General features: G+C 65.0%; 18 protein-coding genes. 7 read left to right on the top strand and 11 right to left on the bottom strand.

Annotation, left to right across the window (positions count from 1 at the left end; translation table 11 throughout):
* Positions 1–17 precede the first annotated feature (17 nt).
* Positions 18–1196 carry an inorganic phosphate transporter gene (locus NP511_RS10540; RefSeq protein ID WP_006648510.1) on the bottom strand — a complete coding sequence of 393 codons (1179 nt, stop codon included), beginning with the start codon at positions 1194–1196 and terminating at the stop codon, positions 18–20.
* Positions 1197–1299: 103 nt separating this feature from the next.
* Positions 1300–1677 (bottom strand): hypothetical protein, encoded by a 378-nt coding sequence (locus tag NP511_RS10535; RefSeq protein ID WP_006648509.1) that lies wholly within the window; start codon positions 1675–1677, stop codon positions 1300–1302.
* A 465-nt stretch (positions 1678–2142) separates the two neighbouring features.
* On the opposite strand from NP511_RS10535, the gene hisA reads away from it, so the two are divergent.
* Entirely contained in the window at positions 2143–2895 is a 753-nt protein-coding gene (gene hisA, locus NP511_RS10530; RefSeq protein WP_006648507.1) for a 1-(5-phosphoribosyl)-5-[(5-phosphoribosylamino)methylideneamino]imidazole-4-carboxamide isomerase, read from the top strand.
* Between the two features lie 110 nt (positions 2896–3005).
* Here the strand turns inward: hisA and NP511_RS10525 are convergent, their stop codons facing one another.
* Positions 3006–3263 carry a DUF8028 family protein gene (locus NP511_RS10525; RefSeq protein WP_006648506.1) on the bottom strand — a complete coding sequence of 86 codons (258 nt, stop codon included), beginning with the start codon at positions 3261–3263 and terminating at the stop codon, positions 3006–3008.
* A 276-nt stretch (positions 3264–3539) separates the two neighbouring features.
* On the opposite strand from NP511_RS10525, the gene hisB reads away from it, so the two are divergent.
* A complete protein-coding gene (hisB, locus tag NP511_RS10520; RefSeq protein ID WP_006183152.1) occupies positions 3540–4127 on the top strand; it encodes an imidazoleglycerol-phosphate dehydratase HisB in 588 nt (195 codons plus the stop codon).
* On the opposite strand, the gene NP511_RS10515 is transcribed toward hisB, so the two are convergent.
* Positions 4128–4829 carry a hypothetical protein gene (locus NP511_RS10515; protein ID WP_049965224.1) on the bottom strand — a complete coding sequence of 234 codons (702 nt, stop codon included), beginning with the start codon at positions 4827–4829 and terminating at the stop codon, positions 4128–4130.
* A gap of 118 nt (positions 4830–4947) precedes the next feature.
* On the opposite strand from NP511_RS10515, the gene trpY reads away from it, so the two are divergent.
* The gene (gene trpY, locus NP511_RS10510) at positions 4948–5451 is read left to right on the top strand and encodes a TrpY family transcription regulator (RefSeq protein WP_006183149.1); all 504 of its coding nucleotides are present in this window, start codon (positions 4948–4950) and stop codon (positions 5449–5451) included.
* A gap of 4 nt (positions 5452–5455) precedes the next feature.
* Here the strand turns inward: trpY and NP511_RS10505 are convergent, their stop codons facing one another.
* Positions 5456–5878 (bottom strand): DUF7522 family protein, encoded by a 423-nt coding sequence (locus NP511_RS10505; protein WP_006183148.1) that lies wholly within the window; start codon positions 5876–5878, stop codon positions 5456–5458.
* Between the two features lie 210 nt (positions 5879–6088).
* On the opposite strand from NP511_RS10505, the gene NP511_RS10500 reads away from it, so the two are divergent.
* The gene (locus NP511_RS10500; RefSeq protein ID WP_049965225.1) at positions 6089–6697 is read left to right on the top strand and encodes an IMPACT family protein; all 609 of its coding nucleotides are present in this window, start codon (positions 6089–6091) and stop codon (positions 6695–6697) included.
* Between the two features lie 2 nt (positions 6698–6699).
* Here NP511_RS10500 and NP511_RS10495 read toward each other — a convergent pair whose 3' ends face one another.
* The 6 genes from NP511_RS10495 to upp all read right to left on the bottom strand — a co-directional run bounded on the left by NP511_RS10495 (position 6700) and on the right by upp (position 13496).
* Positions 6700–7569 carry a hypothetical protein gene (locus NP511_RS10495; RefSeq protein WP_233274326.1) on the bottom strand — a complete coding sequence of 290 codons (870 nt, stop codon included), beginning with the start codon at positions 7567–7569 and terminating at the stop codon, positions 6700–6702.
* Positions 7570–7620: 51 nt separating this feature from the next.
* Positions 7621–10329, bottom strand: coding sequence for a TRAP transporter permease (locus NP511_RS10490; RefSeq protein ID WP_049965227.1), 2709 nt, complete (start codon positions 10327–10329; stop codon positions 7621–7623).
* Complete coding sequence (locus tag NP511_RS10485; protein WP_049965228.1) at positions 10326–10859, bottom strand: DUF1850 domain-containing protein; 534 nt, start codon at positions 10857–10859, stop codon at positions 10326–10328. The genes NP511_RS10490 and NP511_RS10485 overlap by 4 nt, the downstream gene beginning before the upstream one ends.
* Positions 10860–10906: 47 nt before the next feature.
* The gene (locus tag NP511_RS10480; RefSeq protein WP_049965229.1) at positions 10907–11857 is read right to left on the bottom strand and encodes a TAXI family TRAP transporter solute-binding subunit; all 951 of its coding nucleotides are present in this window, start codon (positions 11855–11857) and stop codon (positions 10907–10909) included.
* A 433-nt stretch (positions 11858–12290) separates the two neighbouring features.
* A complete protein-coding gene (locus tag NP511_RS10475) occupies positions 12291–12665 on the bottom strand; it encodes a cupin domain-containing protein (protein WP_049965230.1) in 375 nt (124 codons plus the stop codon).
* Between the two features lie 153 nt (positions 12666–12818).
* Entirely contained in the window at positions 12819–13496 is a 678-nt protein-coding gene (gene upp, locus NP511_RS10470; protein ID WP_049965231.1) for a uracil phosphoribosyltransferase, read from the bottom strand.
* Between the two features lie 461 nt (positions 13497–13957).
* On the opposite strand from upp, the gene NP511_RS10465 reads away from it, so the two are divergent.
* The 3 genes from NP511_RS10465 to NP511_RS10455 all read left to right on the top strand — a co-directional run bounded on the left by NP511_RS10465 (position 13958) and on the right by NP511_RS10455 (position 15761).
* A complete protein-coding gene (locus NP511_RS10465) occupies positions 13958–14440 on the top strand; it encodes a four-helix bundle copper-binding protein (RefSeq protein WP_049965411.1) in 483 nt (160 codons plus the stop codon).
* Positions 14441–14517: 77 nt separating this feature from the next.
* Positions 14518–15240, top strand: a complete 723-nt coding sequence (locus tag NP511_RS10460; protein WP_049965232.1) for a DUF5828 family protein — start codon at positions 14518–14520, stop codon at positions 15238–15240.
* 89 nt (positions 15241–15329) lie between these two features.
* Entirely contained in the window at positions 15330–15761 is a 432-nt protein-coding gene (locus tag NP511_RS10455; RefSeq protein ID WP_049965233.1) for a hypothetical protein, read from the top strand.
* Positions 15762–15917 lie beyond the last annotated feature (156 nt).

The raw sequence follows: 15917 nt of genomic DNA, 5'->3' as shown, positions 1-15917 counted from the left end.
TGAGCGGGCACGTCGAGTCAGAGGCCGAAGACTGGAACGAACCGGAAGGTGGCGTACGCGCCGGCCGTCGCGATGACCGGGACGATGTTCTGCATGAGGACCACGCGGGCCGTCGTTGCCGGATCGAAGAGATCGGACGCACGTGGGATCCGTTCCGGGTCCTCGTCGCCGATCGGCGGCAGCGTTTCGCCCTCCGCATCGGCGGTCAAGGCGTCGACGGAGATCGGGACCGATTCCTCGCCCCGGACGGCATCGGCCACGGTTATCGGGCGCGTCGCCCGTCCCCAGCCGAGGCCGATGATACACATCGTCGCGATGATGACGAAACTCGCGGGAATGCCGATCGCGGAGAGAAAGATGACGAGCGAGGCACTTACCGTCGCGGTGACGATCGCCGCCGTCAACGGCAGCTCCGTGAGATCGTTCCCCATCGTCTCGAGGGTGCGGCGCGCGATCGTGACCGTGCCGATCCCGACCGCGGCACAGCCGATGACGATCGCGGGGTTCATCGCGAGTTCGCCGCTGCCGACGAGCGGGGCGACCGCGTTCGCGATGTTCGAGGTCCCCGAGGAGAACGCCATCAGACAGCCGATGACGATCACCATCGCGATGCCCCCCAGCTCGCGCCGATTCGTGGTCTCGGTCGGGACCGGAACCGGAACCCGACGGGACCGATCGATTCGGTAGAGGGGGCCCTCACTGCGAACCATCGCGAGCCGTCGATTGAGCGACGAGTAGAAGTAGCGGCCGATGATCAGCGAGACCCAGAACCCGATAAACGGCGAGACGACCCACCAGATAGCGATCTCACCCATGACCGCGACGTTGAGTTCGCCGGCGGCGAGGCCGAGTCCCGCGATCGAGCCGACGGCCGTCATCGACGTCGAGGCGGGGACGCCGAAGAAGTTCCCGACGAACAACGCAGCGCCGATAAAGAAGAGGACGCCGATACTCGCCTCGAGCGTGAAGACGCCGGGATCCCGGACGAGTTCGCGGCCGAGGGTATCGACGACGCGGCGACCGATCGTCCACGCTCCGACGAAGAAAAACACCGTCATCAACACGCCGGCCGCGGTCTTCGAGATCGCATCGGCACCGACGGCCGGGCCGAACGCCGGTCCTGTCGTCGCACCGCCGACATTGTATCCGACGAAAACGGCCACGAGGATCCCGACGAGAAGCAACGCGGACACCATACTGAGAGGTAGCTATCACGTCGATTCGGATATTCGTTGTGCCGTCTCGTACGCAGAGAGGATCGACGGCCGTCGGACACGGGTTTCGATCGTCGACGAGGGACTATCGGGCGGGGTCGTCGGTCTCGTCCGATTCGTCGGTGTCGACGACAGTCTCCTCGAGGAGATTCTCGATTTCGTCCTCGCGTGGCCGACGATCGATGCGTTCGTCGACGGTTTCGATCCGTTGCTGGACCGTATCGACTTGCTCACCGATCGTCTCTTCGACGGCCTCTTCGACCGTCTCCTCCATCTCCGTCGTCATCCATTCCGGATCGAAGCGTGCCATCTTCCAGATGACGTGTAGTGCGTACGAGACGAGGACGCCTAACCCGAGCGCTAACCCGACTCGTGTTCCCTCGACGACGATCAAAACGACCGACACGAAAATCAGACCGCCGTAGGCGAGATCGATGATCGCGTCGATATAGCGTGGCTTCATCGCTCGGTCAGCCCCTTCAGCGCAGTCGCGGGTCGGTTTCGAACTCGAGCCATACGGGATCGCATCACATACCGTCATTTCAGGACAACGTGTGAAAGCACTTTGGGGAATCTGCATCGAACGGCCCGGAGGGACGCGATCGCAAACACCGTCCCGAGCGACGGAAGCAGCTGTAAGGTACACCGATCCGGCCGACGGTACCGAACCGGTAGCTGCCGGGGTCGGAATCAGGTGGACGTCGCCGAGTCGATAGGAACCCCGTCGGCTGGACGACCAGCCAATGTCCCGCCACCGGCCTCCTCGAGCCCGATCCCACGCGGAATCGCACCGCCCAACAGGAAGTTGATCTCCCACTCGACGGTCTCATCGAAGGCGATAGGCGCTAAGACGCCGATTGTGCCCACCGCGACGACGGCAGTCGACGAAACCGTCGCCTTTACTCGCGCCGGCCTCGCGCACTCGAGTATGGGTACTGATGGCAACGACGGAAGCGGGACGTTCGAGGTGATCCCGGCGGTCGACGTACAGGACGGCGAAGTCGTCCAACTCGTCCAGGGAGAACGCGGCACGGAAAAGAGCTACGGCGAGCCGATCGAGGCCGCTCAGCGGTGGCTCGACGCCGGTGCGGAGTCGCTGCACCTGGTCGATCTCGACGGGGCGTTCGAGGGCGAACGGGGGAACGCCGACGCCATCGATGCGGTGATCGACGCCGTCGACGTCCCCACGCAACTGGGCGGGGGCATCCGCACCGTCGACGACGCCGTCGACCTGCTCGAGCGGGGCGTCGACCGGGTGATCCTCGGGACGGCGGCGGTCGAGAACCCCGAGATCGTCGGCGAGATCAGCGAGCGCCACCCCGAGAGCGTCGTCGTCAGCCTCGACGCGAAAGACGGCGAGGTCGTCGTCGAGGGCTGGACCGAAGGCGCGGGGATTAGCCCCGTTGAGGCAGCCAAACGGTACGAGGATCTCGGTGCCGCCGGGATCCTCTTTACCAACGTCGACGTCGAGGGGCGACTCGAGGGGGTCGCGACCGAACCGGTCCGCGAACTGGTCGCGGCGACGGACATCCCCGTGATCGCCAGCGGCGGCGTCGCGACCCTCGCGGACGTCCGCGACCTCGCGGACGCCGGCGCAGCAGCCGTTGTCGTCGGGAGCGCGCTCTACGAGGGGCAGTTCACGCTCGAGGAAGCACAGGCGGCGGTCGACGCCGCCGAGTAGCGTCGCGGATCGGTAGTGGCGGCCAGTCGCGGAAGAACGACGGACCGGTTCGGACGGCGGGCGGCGACCGACCGGTCGAACCGGGTGCGAAACCGCCTCGCGATGCAGCGTTACTGGTTGTAGCCGTGACCGAGGTAGAGTGCGAGGACGTTGATCGCAAGCAGGGCGAGGAAGGCCAGCGTCACGTGGGGATCGCCCAGTCCCTGCATGAGAAGCGGCACATGGACGAAGGGCAACGCGATGGCGCCCCAGAACGACAGGAACTGTGCAGGGCGTTTGACCGACCGGCGGAGTCGGCCGCGGTCACGCTCCGTCTCGGGGTTCGACGGAGCGATCGATTCGTTCGACAGTGGGGAGGGGTTTGACATCGGATCGGGGCACCTCGTCTCGACTGTGAGATTCACTGCAAACGTCATATAACGGGTCGACGGTTGGCGTCGTTTCGGCCCGTTTCAGCCCGTACGTGGCGAGTGAATGACTTTTTTATGGCGGCTGAAATCCCTTTAGACGTTTTATTATAGCATCTCCTCCGCTATCGGGAGTGCAGAGCTGAGTTGCCGAATTCGGCGGTCGATTCGGGAGGCGGTGCGATGCGAGTACCGACGAGCGGAACCGCCTTGTATCGGGGGCGGCATGGGTTCGACATGAGCGAGCGAACGGCAACGGTCACGCGCGAGACGGCCGAGACGTCGATCGAGTGTACTCTCGAGATCGACGGGAGCGGGACGGCCGCGGTCGACACCGGCATCGGCTTCTTCGATCACATGCTGACGTCGTTCGCGAAACACGGCCTGTTCGACCTCGAGGTCGACTGCGACGGCGATCTCGAGATCGACGACCACCACACGGTCGAGGACGTCGCGATCGTCCTCGGCGAGGCATTTGACGCGGCGCTTGGTGATCGATCGGGTATCGTCCGGTACGCCGACCGACGCGTTCCGTTGGACGAGGCAGTCGCAGGGGCCGTCGTCGACGTCAGCGGCCGCCCACGCTTTTACTTCGAGGGGACGTTCTCTCAGGCGTCGATCGGCGGGTTCACCAGCGACATGGCCCGTCATTTCGGGGAATCGCTGGCGATGAACGGCGGCCTGACGCTCCATCTCGAGGTCGACGGCGAGAACGCCCACCACGAGGTCGAGGCGCTGTTCAAGGCGCTGGCGCGGACGCTCGACGACGCGACCCGAATCGACGAGCGCCGGGAGGGGACGCCCAGTACGAAAGGGACGCTCTAGTCACGGTCGCCGAAGCGTCTCCCCCTTCTCGACGAACTCTCCGTCTTCGATCGCGTAGTCGACGATCGCCTCGGCCTCGCGTGGCTCGAGGTCGTAGGCCCCGGCGGCCAGTTCCTCGACGGCGCTGCGGTCCATGGGAAACTCGCGGTTGCGCAGGAGCCGAACGACCTTGGCGTAGGCCGCCGGTCGGCCGGTCGCGGTCCCGTCCCGATCGTCACCTCGGTCGGGCTCGCCATCGGCGGCGTCGGCCGCGCCGGCACCGTCGTCGCCAGCGGTATCGGCCGCCGTCTCGTCGGCCGACTCGGTGGCGGCACCGCGTTCGTCGCGTTCGAACGTGATCCCGTCCTCGAGCGATGCGTCGGCAGCATCGGCGTCGGCCGTCGCGGTGGCGGCGTCGTTGGAGCCACTCTCGGGGACTGAATCGGCTTCTGCCGCGTCGGCAGTCGTCGGAACCGTCGCGGCCGAACTGCCCCCGTCGGATCGGTCGTCGCCGGTCGCATCGGTGTCCGTCCCACCGGCAGCCGCGCCGTCGCGGGCCCGGGCGAGCAACGGTTCGAGCAGCCCCTCGAGTCGCTCCCGACAGTCGGGACAGAGAACGACCCGTCGCTGTTCGGCTTCGGTCGGCTCGAGTTCGGGCGGGACGATCTCGAAGGTCCCGGCGGCGTCGCCCGCACAGAAGTCGCAGGTCCGGAGTTGGCGCATACGGACGGTATCGGACGGGGCGTACAAAAGCACACGTCAGACGGGTATCGGGGACGCCGTCGTCGAACGAGGTCAATCACCGGACATTATACCACCCCGGCCGTAGGGACGACAACGAATGTTCGACGAGATCATGGAGAAGTTCGAGGGATCACCGAGCCAGCAGGCGGTCATCAGGCTGCTGCTCGAGCGGGGCTTTTCGGTCAACGACGACGGCCGGGTCGTCTCCGGCGGGATCGAGATCCCGAACACCGGCATCGCCCGCGAGATCGGCGTCGATCGGCGGGTCGTTGACTCGACGACCGACGTCATCCTCGAGGATCCCGAACTGCGGCGTATCTTCCAGAACATCTCGCAGGTACCGAGCCTGATGGATCTCGCCCCGGTGTTGGATCTGACCGTCCTGTCGGTCGCGGTTCAGAACGCCGAACAGGAGGGGATCGTCGCCGAGGTCACGGGAACGCTCGCTGACAACGGCATCTCGATCCGACAGACGATCAGCGAGGACCCCGAGTTCACCGACGAGCCGAAACTCTACCTGATCGCCGACGGCGACCTGCCGGGCGAGGTGATCACCGAGATCCGCGATCTCGAGTTCGTCCGGAAGATCGAACTCCAGTAACGGGTCAGGCGGCGTCGGTCCCGTCGGGGGTCGGCGCGTCGACGCTGTCGGCGTACTCGTCTAACACCGACGCAAGCGCGCTCGTTAGTTCCTCGAAGCGCTCGATCGACATGTCGTCGGTCGTCACCCAGACGCCGTGGGGCCCCCGGATGACTCGCGAGAGGAACCCGTTCTCGAACATTCGAATCGTCGCCTCGTACTCGCCGAGTTGGGTGTTCCGGTAGGCCGACTGCGAGTGGAACCCGAGCCGTTCGTGTTCGGCGAAGCCGATCAGATCGGCCGTCTGCTCCAAGTCCGACCGGAGATACAACTGTTCGACGTCGTCCTCGGTGAAGTAGGTGATACTGCGGAGTTCGTCGCCGACCGTCGTTCGGCAGACGCTGTGGATCTCATCTGCGAGGTCGGAATGGATTGCATCGCCGTCCATGTGTCCACATTGGGCATGGGGGAATAATAGCGTATGGGAGCCAGCGACATACCCCGTGAGAAGCGACGAACCGCCGGCGCGTGACACCGGGCAAACGTTTGTGAGCCGGTCGAGGCGGTCCCGACGAGCGCCAACCGACGGGCTCTTTTCGCCGACCGTTGTAGCGGCAAATATGACACGCGTCCGGACTCGATCGCGGAGGGAACGCCCGTGAGCGACACCTACCGGACCGTCGCGGCGTCGGCCACCGCCGAGTTCGTCGTCCAGGGATCGGAGTTTCTCGGCCACGTCCGTCCCGTGGACTCCGTCTCAGCGGCCGAGGCGTTCGTCGAGACCGTCCGCGAGGAGTACGCCGACGCGACCCACAACGTGCCCGCCTACCGGGTCCGGGCCGGCGACGACGGCGAGTTCCTCCGGGAGTACTCGAGCGACGACGGCGAACCCTCCGGGTCGGCCGGCAAGCCGGCGCTGAACGTCCTCACCCAGCGGGAGATCGAGAACTGTGCGGTCGTCGTGACGCGGTATTACGGCGGGACGAACCTCGGCGTCGGCGGCCTCGTCCGGGCCTACTCCAGGGCGGTGAAAGACGCCCTCGACCGGGCCGGCGTCGTCGAGGAACGCCCCCACGAACGGCTCGAGATCACCGTCGATTACGACGACTCGGGGACCGTCCGCTCGATCCTGGAGAGCGAGGGCCACGAGTTCGACGCCGACTACGAGGCCACGGTCACCTTCGACGTCCGCGTCCCGCTCGCGGAAAGCGAAGCGCTACGGGATCGGCTCCGAAGCGCGACGAGCGGCCGAGCCGACCTCGAGTAAACCTATCCCGCCGTGCCGTTCGGGAGCCGCCCCTCGATCTCGGCCCGGAGCGCCTCGAGGTCCGGGAGTTCCTCGCGGTCGAAACGCACGTCGAAGAGTCCCCGATCGAGGACGAGTTCGTCTTCGCGGAGTCGGACGTGAGCGACATCGTCCCAGGGAACGAACTCCCGGGTGTAGGGCCGACGCTTGACGAGACCGTCCGCGTAGACCCGTATCTCGGGCGTGGCTCCGAACGCGCCGAGCCGCCAGCGACCCTCGACGAGTCCGCTGGCAACCCACGCGATCGCCAGCCCGGTCCAGACGAGCGTGCCCACCCAGTTCCCGGCGAGCCCGTCGCCGATTCCCAACAGGAGCCACATCGCAAGGAGGAGGGCGTCCAGCTTGGGGCTACTCGGCGGGTTCCATCGCCACGTTGCGATGGGGTCACTGGGCGTGCACGCGTCGGTATAGCGGGTCGCGACCAGCCAGCGGAGGACCAGACCCGCGACGGCGGCGGCGATCGACGCCGCGAGCGCCACGACGCCGACGGGCGACTCGAGCGGCGTCACCAGCGAGACGCCGGCCGCGATCCCGACTGGAACTGGCAAGAGGACGAGCGCGGCCCGTCGACCCCACGTTCGGCCGAGCCGGACCGCCAACCCGCGGACGCGACTCGCGAGGACGACGCCGACGAGACAGCCGCCGCCCAGTCCAGCGGCGTACGTTCCCGCCACGCCGTTCGAAGTCGTCTCCGGACGGACCAGCACGACCAGTACCGTCACGAGACCCGCAACGAGAACGCCGACGTAGCCGCCGAACGCGAGTCGAAACACGCGGTCCGGTGAGGGCACGTCGTTAGGAACGAGCGAGCGATCCGACTCTCGAGCAGTCACGAACGACTCTTGGGCAGATTATGTTAAAACAGTAATGGGTCGACGGTTCGATTACACGTCGTTCGGCGTCGGTGTGGCGGCCCCCAACTCGGCACCGGATGCACGGGCGGAGTTGCGGTAGGAAAGCGAGACGAGAATCGCCAGTCCGAGCGCCCGGAGCGGGAGCGTGACGAGGAGGTCGGTGAGGCCGACGGACAGTCCGGCCAGCGAGAGGACGCCCTCGAGGACGAGGAGCGGCACCTCGGGGACCATCAGGAAGATCGACGCGGCCGCGTACAGCGTCCGGCGACCGGAGTCGACCGGGGAGTACTGACAGCCGATGATCGTGACGCCGAGTGCGTACACGCCGAGGAACATTCCGAGGACGGGAACGACGACCTCGGGGAGGAAGAAGCCGAGGTCCGAGATATCGGCCCAGCCGATGAGTCCCCATTCACCACCGGTCTCTCGGACGAGCAGGATACCCGGCGAGAAGACGAACGCGAACGGGACGAGGATCTTGTTCAGCGAGAGGAGGAACGCAGTGATCGCGGTTTTGAGTTCGTCGGCTTTCGCGACGCCTGCACCGGCGAACGCGGCGACTGCGACGGGTGGCGTGACGTCCGCCATCAGCCCGAAGTAGAGGATAAAGAGGTGGGCGGCGACGACCCAAACGCCGAGGTCCTCCATCGGTCCGCCGAGCATCGCGACCAGGATGATGTACATCGCGGTCGTCGGCATCCCCATTCCGAAGATGATCGCCGCGACGCCCGTCAGGGCGAGCAGGATCAGGATCGACCCACCGCTGACGGCCTCGATGAGCGCGGCGAGGTTCGGGCCGAGCCCGGAGACGCTGATCACGCCGGGGACGACGCCCGCCGCTGCGACGGCGATGACGACCGTCGTTGCGGTCCGCGCACCCGAATCCATCGATTTCACGACGAACGTGCCGAAGCGGTAGCCGGCGTTGCCGGCGATCGACGGACGGCCGATCGCTTCCGCGCTCCGGCGTGCGGAGTCGTCGACCGCACTGTCGAGTTCGAGCAGCGGTGCGTCCGACCGCGGCCGAGCGAGCAGGAAGCCGACGCTGACGAGGATCGCGATCGTCCCGAGGTCCGACGCGGCGGCGGTCGCCGCAGCACCGAGCGCGTACGGATCGGCCGCCGACTCGAGGCCGATCGGGACCTGAATCGCGGTCCCGAGCCCGACGCCGTAGGTCGCGAACGCCGCGGCGTGGGCGAGCGTAATCGCGGCGATCGATCCGAACAGCGGGCCGCGACTGCGTTCGTCGTAGGCGGCCACGACGGCGATCAACGCGACGATAGCGATGATCGTATACCAGCCGGCGCGGTTGATCGACAGTCGAGCGATGACCAGGAAGTGAATCAGGAGGACGAGCGGGATCAGATAGAACCATCCGGTGCGGAAGTTCTCGAGACCGTTCGGAAGCTCACCGCGTGCGATCCCGCCGATCCCGCCACGAACCGCCTCGAAATGGACCATGACCCACATCCCGAAGAAGAAGGCGATCGCGGGCAGAGTCGCCGCCACGATCACGTCCGAATACGCCGTCCCGGTGAACTCGACGATGAGGAACGCGGCCGCACCCATCACCGGCGGGAGGACCTGCCCGCCCGACGACGCCGAGGCCTCCACCGCGCCGGAGAACGATGGCGAGTAACCCGACCGTTTCATCAGCGGGATCGTGAACGCGCCCGTCGTCACCGTGTTGGCGATCGACGAGCCACTGAGCATTCCCATGAAGCCGCTCGAGACGACGCTCGCTTTCGCCGGGCCGCCCTTTCTGGTGCCGGTCAGCGAGTACGCGAGGTCGATGAACCACTTGCCGGCACCGCTCATCTCGAGGAAGGCACCGAAGAGAATAAAGATGTAGATGAAACGAACGCTGACCGCGACGGGCGTACTCATGATGCCCGCTTCGGTGGTGTACCAGAGGTCGTAGACGATACTCGCCCAGGTATCGGGCTGGATCGCCAGCGCCCCGATCGCCGAGTCGTGCGGGATGAAATATCCCCAGCGAGCGTAGGCGATGAACGACGCGATCAGCGACATGAGGACGACGCCGAGGGTCCGGCGCGTCGCCTCAAGCACCAGCACGATACCGAGCGCGCCAAGCAGGAACGCACCGGACTGCTCGTCGATCGGTACGCCGAACGTGGCCAGTGCGACCACGAACGGCTCGAGTAGCGGGATGGCCTCGCCGAGCGGCTCGCCCGACTGGATACCGAAGGTCGCCAGCCGCTTGATCTCGTCGTACGAGGTGACGACGTAGTACATCGGGAACAGCGAGAGGACGGCGAGGACGGCGTCGAGCGGCGTAATCCGTCGCAGGTTCGGATCGACGGCCGCCCAACGGAGCCCGTCTCCGAGCCGTTCGACGGCCCGGGTAACGGAGCTGTCCGGACCGAATCGGCGTCGGGCAGCGGGAACGATCGCGCCGAGTCGACGGGCGATGCGCCCGTCGCCGCCGCTCGCCGGGAACAACAGGAACGCGAGGACGAGCGCGAACGTCACGTGGATCGAGTACACCTGCAGTGGCTGTAGCGAGGCGATCTCGACGGATCCGACGACCGGTAGCGTCACGCTGAACTGATAGCTCCGGGCCGCGATCCACATCTGGAACGCCGAAAACGTGATCCCGATCAGGGCGACGAGCGCAGCCGAGAGTCCCTGATGGGTTCGGCTTCGATCGACCTCCTGTAGTACGTCGTCCTGTTCCTCAGTCGAAAGCGCGTCTTCGTCTCGTGTGTCCGTACTCATGGTTGCATGTGTAGTGATCTCGGATCGTCTATCGACGCGAAGCGAGCCTCGGTCCGGAGGAAATCGTCGACGAACGTCGGCTCGAGTATGGAGAGGGAAACTGCCCCATCGGAGAGCGAGACCAGATCGTAGCGCTCGCCGTCGACGATGAGTTCGTGTCCGGCGATCGATCCCGGAACGACCCCGACTTCGTCGTACGATTCGTTGAGGTCGAGGACGAGCCCCTCGTCGGTCGTCTCGATCGGCGCGTCCGAGGGCAGCCCAGCACCGTGTGAGTGAAAGACCATCCGATCCATTCGGAGCTGGGTGCCGTCGACGACGTAGATATCCTCGACGGGCGTCTTCTCGACGCTGTGCGTATACGAGAGCGTAACGACGTCGCCGTCGTCTACCGGCACCGAAAGCAGTTGCTCGTCGGTTTCCGTGTCGGTAACGACGAGCGTCCGATCCGCTGACGCCGTCGGCGCGACGGTCGCTGCCGCTCCGAGCAGGACGAGAAGAGCCAGTATACCGGCCAAGTAGCGCGACATTGAGCGGGTCACGGTCAGTGAGTGCGTATCAAGAACGGCGGAGCCGATCAGTCGAAGTACGCTGCAGCGCCCGAGTGGAGATCGATCGACATCCCGTTCTGTGCCGACTCGACATCGATGAACTCCGCCTTCTGATCGATGTCGCCGGTGTGGTCGAAGATCGCCGTCGTAACGGCCTCGACGGTCTCCTCGTCGACCCCCTCGTGGGTCGCGATCATCGCCTGGACCGACACCGTCTCGACGGCCTCACTGACCCCGTCGTAGGTGTCGGCAGGGATCGTGTCCTCGGCGAACCAGTCGGCCTCGTTCATTACGTTTTCGCGGGTCTCGCCGCCGATCTCGACGATAGAAATACCCGCACTGGTCGCGAGGTTCTCGATGGAGCCGACCGGCCAGCCACCGACGACGAACGCCGCGTCGACGTCGCCGTCGCGGATCTGGTCGGTCGCCGTATCGAAGTCGGTGTTTTGCTCGGTGAAGTCGCCCTGTTCGATGCCGGCAGTTTCGAGAATCTGCAACGCGTTGACCTGCGTCCCGCTGCCTGCATCGCCGGTGTTGACCGTTTTGCCGCCGAGGTCCGCGACCGTCTCGATGTCCGAATCGGCCTGCGTGATGACGTGAATCGTCTCAGGGTACAGCGTCGCGACGCCCCGGATGTTCTCCATCGCGTTGCCTTCGAGGTCCTTGTGACCCGTGCCGTTGACCGCGAAGTAAGCGATGTCGTTTTGAATCAGTGCGAACTCGGCGTCCTCACGGTTGAGGCTTCCGACGTTCTCGAGACTCGCGCCCGTCGACTGGACCTGCAGGGAGTACTCCGTGTTGTCTTCGACGATCGTTTTGAAGTTATTCGAGAGCGGGTAGTACGTGCCGCCAGTACCGCCCGCGTGCCACGAAAGCGTGTTTCCGTCACCGCCGCCACTGAGACAGCCGGCGAGACCGGCGATCCCAGCAGCACCCGCTGCCTTGACAAAATTGCGCCTGTTGAAATGAGATGACATACTTCGATTCCAAGTAACGGGGCTATATATACATTATTGATTGTCAATCGTATCCTCAGTATTAGTTTGCATCACTACATTACAGACCCTAATGACGGATATTCGTTCAAAAACATAATTATCTATATAGCCTTATATTCCTCGCGACAGATGAGGGGAAGACAAAAGTCGGGTTCGACTGGAAACGAAGGGGTCGCGGACACCCATACTCACACCGGGATCGTTCGAATGAACACGGCCAGAAACGTCGGCGGTCTCGGTTGCATCGTCCTCGCAGTGCGTCTCAATCGGCTACCGGACCATATCCGGCCGATCGGCACCCCACGTTCATCGCCGGCAGTGACCTGCTCGCCACCGCGGTCAGCCAGCAGTAGCCGGTGAACGCGGCGCTGGGAATCGATGCCTGCAGCGGGGAGGTGGCGGACGCTCGAGGTTACGCCTCGGGTTCGTAGGGCGCGACGTCGTCGACCGCCGGCGCACCGATCGCCACGACCGACACCCGTTCGTCGGCGTCTTCGGGATTGTAGGCCAGGTGTGGCGACTCCGGCCGGGCCGCGAACAATGATCCCTCGGGAACCTCGAGGTCGCCCTCGGGCGTCTCGACGTGGAGCGTCCCAGAGAGGACGAGGAACGCCTCCTCTTGGGTGTCGTGGACGTGATAGGCCAGCGGTAACTGTTCGCCCGGTGCCGCGTCGAAGCGGTTGATCGCGACGTTGTCCAGGCCGGCCGCGTCGCTCAGTCGACGGAGGTCACAGGGCCGTTCGTCGACGTACTCGAGGTCGTCCGGATCGACGACGCTGTACTCCATGGGGGTCTGTACGAGGCGGTCCGCAAAAGTCCGTCGCCACCAGTCCGCTCGGTGATACCTCGAGCGCGAGTTCATACGGTCGACTGTCCGTCATTACCGGTGGGACCGCGACCGCCCTGCAGTCCCGCCAGGACATCGGGACAGCAAACCGTATCAGGTCGTGCGGAACGCGCGGTCGCCGGCGTCGCCCAGTCCGGGGACGATGAAGCCGTTCTCGTCGAGTCGGTCGTCGATCGACACCGTCAGCAGGTCTGCCTCGTCGAACTTATCGTCGACCCGGAGCAGCCCCTCCGGTGCCGACACCGCCGAGAGGACGATCAGGTTCTCCGGTTGCACCGCGTTCTCGACGATGTGATCGAGGACGGTACACATCGTACTCCCGGTTGCGAGCATCGGGTCGGCGATGATGACCGTGTCGTCCTCGGTGATTTCGGGCAGTTTCACGTAGTCGACCGTGATGGGGAACGAGCCGTCCTCCTCGCGGCCGGCCTCCTCGTCGCGGCTCGCGCTAATGACGCCCTGTCGCGCCCGCGGGAAGGCCTTCAGCAGTCCCTCGACGAACGGCGTCGCCGCGCGCAAGACGTTGATGATCACGACGTCGTCGAGCCCGCGGACGCGCTCGCCCATCGTCTGCTCTAAGGGCGTCTCGATCTCGACGTACTCGGTCTCCATGCGGCCGTCGATGATCTCGTAGCCGCAGATCCGGCCGAGTTTGACCAGTCCCTTCCGGAAGCTGACCTGCTCGGTTTCGACGTCGCGGAGCCGACTCAGCGTGTCCTTGGCCAGTGCGTGAGTGATGAGATAGGCGTTGTCCCGGTCTTCGATCGGCATACCCGTATGGCCACTCGCCGGGTAGTTCACAGTGTCGATCAGCGGCGACGACCGTGCGACGCGACACCGTGTCGAGACGGTCGCACCGGGGGAAAGGATGAATTGTGACCGCTAACAGGGTTTTACCGAGGCGCAAGCCACACTTCGCCCGAAATTCGGGCGGTCGCTACGATACCCGAAACCGGCCTTCGTCCGGCCGAAACGGTCGTAACGGTGGCTCCGGTTTAATCGGCCGATCGGCGTAGCCACCGGTGCCCGATCACGGGCGAGGAATTCCAATGAGCAACCAGCACCACCAGCAGCCGCGACAGGGACCGACGGGAGAGCAACCGACGAGCCGAGGCGGAATGCAGGGGACGGGCGGGCAACAACCGATGGGCAGGCAACGAATGAGCGGCCAGCAGCCGACCAGCGGCGGCCAACAAACGGGTGGTCAGCAGTCGATTGGCGGCGGCCAGCGGATGGGAAGCCAGGGAACGCAGGGCCAGCGATCGTTCGAGGACCACCTCACCAACGAACTGCGAATCGCGCTCGAGGACTTCACCGAACTGTCCCACGTCGCCGACTGGTGTGCGAAGATGTGTGCCTCGGAGGGGCCACAGCTGGCGACGTGTGCGGCGATCTGTCGCGACATCGCGGAACTGGCCGCGTTCAACGAGAAGCTGATCGCCAGGGACTCGATGTTCGGCCCCGAAATCGCGGACACGTTCATCCGGATCGCCCGGGAGGGCCTGCCGGAACTCCAGCAGTTCCAGCAACATCCCCACGTCGCCGAGACGATCTCAGCGATCGATCGGACGATGGACTCCTGTACGACGCTGCTCGAGATGGTCGGCGGGCAGTCGATGGGCGGCCAAGGAACGCAGGGATCGATGGAACGGTCCGGCGGCCAGGGGATGGGCCAGCAGTCGATGGGCGGCCGCGGGACGAGCGGCCAGCGGTAACGTCCCCCGGAACCGATCCACGTGACCGACGGCAGAGAAGTTTATACCTGTCCGCACGCTACCACTCGGCCAGCCGAATGGAAGAGAGCATCTCGGGGTTCAAAGTCCGCGGTGACTGGGGCGATATCGTCGAACACGGGGAGCGAATCACGCGCGCGCTCCGCGACGTCGACGTCCACGATCCCGACCAGGAGTGGGACGCGCGCTTCGCGCGCGCCTTCGAAGAGTGGGACGAGTGGCGACCCAAGGCCCACGAAACCCTCGATTCCGACGTCAGTGAAAAGACCGCCGACCAGGCCAGCGTCGAGGAAGGCAAAGGCGAGAAAGCGGGCAAAGAGCCCGACGAGGACATCAAGACCGCCGGCGAGAAGCTCTCGGAGTCCTACGAGAGCCTCGAGGACGACGACGCCGGGGCCGCGGTCGACAACTGGAAGGAGTCGATCGACTACGTCGCGCGCGCGGCCGACTCCGCGAGCCGCAAGGCCCTGCGTCGGGTCGAGGACACGGTCTACCAGAACGTGATGACCCAGCTCGCGCCCTACTACTTCGACAACGAACTCGTCAGCGCAAACGTCCAGCAGTCGACGCGCAACGGCGGCAACGGCGAACAGTTCGTCTTCGAGGTCAACGTCAACGACGACGACCTCAAGGAAGCCGTCTCGGAACGACTCGCCGAGTACGAGGACGAGATCGACCGCTGGCACGTCGAAGTCGAAAAGGACACCGACGCGGCCGAGGCCATCGAGGGCGCGGAGCCGCCGCCGGAGCCCGACGACAACTCGCGGTCGACGACGAACTGAGACGCCCCGTCGGATCGCCGCCTCGCTCGGTCCCGGAGCGATCCGCTAGAAAATAAAAAGGGTATATGTCTGAATGATAGAAGCATCGTATGGAGCGCGACGGATGCGCGACCGCGAAATGGCTCCTCGAGCCGACCGCCGACGGGACACCGCTCAGCGTCGGAATACTGGGCTGGCTCATCCTAATCAACGGAGTTAGGAACGGTATTCAAGCCAGTAGTGGAGAGAACCCCCTGGAGATCTGGCCAGCAATCGTCATCAGTGTGTGTACAGTCGGTATCGGCTGGACGATTATCACTGGCCGGCCAATCGGCCTCGCCGGTGGATTCCTCGGTTGGAGTTTTCATATTACAGGGGGATTTCTTGGGATTCTCGACTCAGGTACTGTCCAAGGCGATGACGATCTACTACTAAGTGCCGTGGCTGCCACAACACTCTGGCTGACCGGCCTATGGATCCTGTACAAACACAGGGCGTTCTTTCTCGAGCACGTCGCGACCGATTCCGAGCCAGTGGAGTGATGTATGCGGGTTTCCGACGCGGCACAAAACGGATCTGTGATCGGACAGTTTCTCACGGATCTTTCCACCGCATTGACTCGAGCAGACTCCGCGGTTTAGCCGCTCGGCCGCCACTGGCGACCGCAGGTCGGCACACACTTGTAGGGGCCGCTAATA

Origin of the sequence: Natrinema thermotolerans (assembly GCF_031165565.1) — an archaeon.
Taxonomy (GTDB): Archaea; Halobacteriota; Halobacteria; order Halobacteriales; family Natrialbaceae; genus Natrinema; species Natrinema thermotolerans.
The sequence above is the reverse complement of the archived record's forward strand: the minus strand, read 5'-3'. Positions and strand labels throughout refer to the sequence as shown.